The organism is Sphingobium sp., from assembly GCF_035511395.1.
Taxonomy (GTDB): domain Bacteria; phylum Pseudomonadota; class Alphaproteobacteria; order Sphingomonadales; family Sphingomonadaceae; genus Sphingobium.
Genome location: NZ_DATKFP010000399.1, coordinates 1 through 3,784 on the forward strand (window position 1 = coordinate 1; position 3,784 = coordinate 3,784).

Consider the following 3,784-nt stretch of genomic DNA (forward strand, 5'->3'; position numbering starts at 1 on the left):
CCTCAAATCCCAAGGCATAGGCGATTTCGGTCACTGATAATTGCGAATAGAGTAGCAGACGGCGCGCCTCCAGCAGGGTGCGATCGTCCAACATCTGTGCGGGGGAATTGGCGGCGACACGGGCGCAGGCCTGGCGCAGAGCGGTAAGGCTGGCGCCGAGCGCCCTCGCATGGACCGCAACGGGTTCACGCTGCCGGAAGCGTTGCTCGATCCGCTCACGCAACCGGGCGACGAGCGCGGCCTGCCGGGCCGTACCCGGCAGCGCCGCCTCAGCCAGTGTCATATGGCGCAGCGCGAGCACCATCAGCAGCAGCAAGGCAGCTTCGACCGAAGCGCGCTGGCCGGGGCCCGACCATCCCAGTTCCTTGCTCATCCGCGCGATGACCGCTTCTGCCTCCGACCCGTCCTGCGGCAGCATGACGGCATGGGGGCGAGCAAAAAGAGGAGCAAGATCCGCGTCACGGGCCACAATATGGTGGAGATAGCTGGCGGCGATGGTGGTGACATAGCCACGCGATTCGCGATGCCAGGCGAAGCCATGGACGATGCCGGCCGGGATCAGCAGCAGGCAGGGCGCCTCGAAGGAAAGCTGGACCGCTTCTGCCTGCATCATGCCCCCGCCTTGGGCTATCAAAATGATGTGGTTCAGGTCATGATGGACATGTGGGCGGATCGTCCATTCGCTGGGCCGCGACCGATCATCCAGGCTTTCGACATGGACGAATCCTTCCGCCACGCTGCGTTGGGGTTCACCGTAAAGATAGAAACTGGGTACGGGGGCGACCGACATGGCGCGACCATAGTTCGGATCGGTCAAGGCAACAATGAGTAGCCCGTATACAGGCTGGAAGCATAGCCCGCCGCGAACCGGTCGCCGGCCCGCCCATGAAGCTCCGAAATGGCTCGTGGAGTGCTCTGCCACCCGGCATCATTTTGCCTGCGATGGACTGGCGCGACGGCTTCGGTGGCGGTAGGAGGCCGGATGTTGATGGCAAAACACCTCTTGCATCTTGGCAGGCTCGTCGCCGCTACCCATGGCTGGCCTGCCGCCAAGGCGTTCAAATCCTATGATATGAGCGATGCCGATCGTACAGAACTCGCCGCGTGCGCTATGCGGCTTCTGGCTGCCTTTCCTGCTGCGTCGAACGATGCGGAATTGATGAGCGCCGCGTTTGCAGTACAGCTTGAACGGCGTCTGGTGGCGCCGATCCAGGTAGTGGCCGGGACGTTGACCGTCGAGGGGCAACCTGTTTTTGATGATCGGCAGGGTCATGTCTGGGTGATGATCGGACCCTATATCGCTGATATCTCCATCTTTCGCATCGCTTATTCCCGCTTCGGGCCGGCGGCCCTCAGTCGCCATGTTGATCTGACGTTCGGACCGAACAAGGGCCTTTATGTCGATCCATGGCACAAGAGCCATCGGCGCGGACTGGGCTATGAGCCGCGCTATGTCCTGAGCGAGGAAGAAGTTACCCGCTTGATGGGTGGGGCTTACCAATTGATCGAGAGTGGCCTGCCAAAGCGCGCGCAAGATAGTCTGCCCGCCATCTGATCCGGGCGCGCTGGCCGTTCGATTGCGGGCAGGCTCAGCGCCCGCAAGGTCAAGAGGCACATGAACATCATCAGGAAGCCGGGCCGCCCGTCGTTAGAAGGTGCCGCCCGGCATCGCGATACCGTCAGGCCGCCTGGCGATCGGCCGCAGCGATGATGCGCTCTGCCATTTCATCCGCGACCCAAGCAGGCGAACGTCCTTCCTGCTGAGCGAGTGCGAGTATCTCGCCCACGCGCGCTCCGATCCGGTCGACGCGTGCGGCGACACTGGCAATATCCTCACCCAGATATTCGGCCGACACGCTGATGATGCCGCCGGCGTTCACGACATAGTCCGGCGCATAGACAATGCCGCGATCCATCATCCGGTCAGCAATATCCGCCGTCGCAAGCTGGTTATTGGCAGCACCGCAGACCAGTCTTGCCTTCATGCCAGCCACACTCTGGGCTGTGAGTGCTCCGCCGAGCGCGCAGGGGGCAAAGATATTCGCTTCGACCGAAGCGATTTCCTCGACATCGACGATCTGGGCGTTCAGCACGGCGCCGAGCGCATTGCGCCGTCGCGGATCAATGTCGGCAATGATCAGTTTTGCGCCGGCATCAGCAAGGCGGCGGCACAAATTCGCCCCGACATTGCCGGTGCCTTGCACTGCGATGGTCAGGTCGGCCAGTTCAGCGCCCAACGTCTGGCGCGCGGCCGTCCGCATTGCCTCGAACACGCCGAGTGCTGTCCAGGGTGAAGGATCGCCACCAGCCTGATCGTCTATCGGATCCAGGCCGGCGACATGACGCGTCATAGCCGATACTTCGCGCATGTCGGCAACCGTCGTGCCGACATCCTCCGCCGTGACGTAGAGACCGTCCAGTGCCTCGACAGCACGGCCGAACGCGCGGAACAAGGCGGCACGGTCGAACGGTCCCTCGGGCCGACGCAATACAGCCTTGGCGCCGCCAAAGGGCAGATCGGCCATCGCATTCTTGTAGCTCATGCCTTCGGCCAGGCGACAGGCATCGTCAAAGGCCGCTTCCTGATTGGGATACTGCCAGAAGCGACACCCGCCGGCGCCCGGACCAAGTGCAGTGGAATGAATCGCGATCACGCCGTCCAGGCCGCTTTCGGGGTCGAGCAGGCGCACCGATTGCATCGGCGGGTTCAGGCGGGCGGGGCGGACGACCATGGTCTTCTCCTTTGCAGTGTCGCGAGCCTTATCGCCGATCGATGGAGAAGAATCTTGCCTCATTTTGCGGTTGTTCAGCGAAAATGGGAATGATCTGACCTGTAAATTCAGATATATCGGACATATGATCGAATTGGACAGTTTTGAGCGGAAGATTCTCCGCGAGTTGCAGCGTGATGCGAGCCAGACGACGGCGGAGATTGCGGAGAAGGTCGGGCTGACGCCATCGCCCTGCTGGCGCAGGATCGACCGTCTGGAGCGCGAAGGATTGATCCGCAAGCGCGTAGCGGTGATCGACCGGCGTAAGGTAGGCCTGAACGCCCAGATATTCGCGCAGGTGAAACTCAACGCGCACGGCCGGGCCAATCTGGATGAGTTCAGTGCAGCCATTCGCGGATTTCCAGAAGTGCTCGATGCCTATGTACTCATGGGTACGATGGACTTCATGCTGCGGATCGTGGCCAAGGATATCGATGCCTATGAACGCTTCTTCTTCGAGCGGCTGAGTAAATTGTCGGGTGTACAGGAAATCAATTCGACAGTGGCCCTGTCAGAGATCAAGTCGACCAACGAATTGCCGATCTGACGGTCTGGGCCTGATCCGGCACGCTGCCTGACGGAGCAATTGCGCCTCTTGCACATCTCATATTGCAAACGTTTGCCTGACCCTTTAATGCTGTGTCAGGAGGCTCTTCATGCAGATTAAGGCATGGGGTTTCCGGTTATTGGAGAGGATGTCGTCAGGACTGCACGCTTGACGACATCCTTCTCATCTGGAGGGAGGATCCCAGACGTGATCGCATATTGGACCGCCGCGGATGTCGGCGCTATTCCTGCCTTGCCTACGGTCATTGCAGAGATTGGCGCGGACCATGTCTGCCGCGTCTCCTCCAGTCTGGACATATGGGATGCCTGGCCGGTCCAGATGCGCGACGGCAACCTCTGGACGCTTGCTTCAGGTGCGCAACTATGGATGGCGCTTGGGGCGCCTCGTTTCGATAATCCCGATGAACGCCATGGTCATGCGCGGATTCACCTCTTCCGACACGATA

Annotated in this window: 5 protein-coding genes; 3 read left to right on the plus strand and 2 right to left on the minus strand. The window is 61.0% G+C overall.

Translation table 11 applies throughout. The features are described 5' to 3' along the window. Positions 1-790 (minus strand): helix-turn-helix domain-containing protein (locus VMR39_RS26995; protein WP_325421056.1); only part of this gene is annotated, 790 nt, incomplete at its 3' end. A gap of 282 nt (positions 791-1,072) precedes the next feature. Between VMR39_RS26995 and VMR39_RS27000 the strand changes: the two genes are divergently transcribed. Next, complete coding sequence (locus VMR39_RS27000; protein WP_325421049.1) at positions 1,073-1,555, plus strand: hypothetical protein; 483 nt, start codon at positions 1,073-1,075, stop codon at positions 1,553-1,555. A 124-nt stretch (positions 1,556-1,679) separates the two neighbouring features. Here VMR39_RS27000 and VMR39_RS27005 read toward each other — a convergent pair whose 3' ends face one another. Next, on the minus strand, positions 1,680-2,732 hold the full coding sequence (locus tag VMR39_RS27005; protein ID WP_325421051.1) for a Leu/Phe/Val dehydrogenase: 1,053 nt from the start codon (positions 2,730-2,732) through the stop codon (positions 1,680-1,682). A gap of 124 nt (positions 2,733-2,856) precedes the next feature. Between VMR39_RS27005 and VMR39_RS27010 the strand changes: the two genes are divergently transcribed. Next, positions 2,857-3,318 (plus strand): Lrp/AsnC family transcriptional regulator, encoded by a 462-nt coding sequence (locus tag VMR39_RS27010; RefSeq protein ID WP_325421052.1) that lies wholly within the window; start codon positions 2,857-2,859, stop codon positions 3,316-3,318. A 207-nt stretch (positions 3,319-3,525) separates the two neighbouring features. Continuing rightward, positions 3,526-3,784: glycoside hydrolase family 68 protein (locus tag VMR39_RS27015; RefSeq protein ID WP_325421054.1), on the plus strand; the 259-nt coding region annotated here is incomplete at its 3' end.

What these genes read in the sequence shown, in the direction of transcription:
- VMR39_RS27000 (WP_325421049.1), top strand. Translation starts at nt 1,073, where the DNA reads ATGAGCGATGCCGATCGTACAGAACTCGCCGCGTGCGCTATGCGGCTT.
- VMR39_RS27005 (WP_325421051.1), bottom strand. Translation starts at nt 2,732, where the DNA reads ATGGTCGTCCGCCCCGCCCGCCTGAACCCGCCGATGCAATCGGTGCGC.
- VMR39_RS27010 (WP_325421052.1), top strand. Translation starts at nt 2,857, where the DNA reads ATGATCGAATTGGACAGTTTTGAGCGGAAGATTCTCCGCGAGTTGCAG.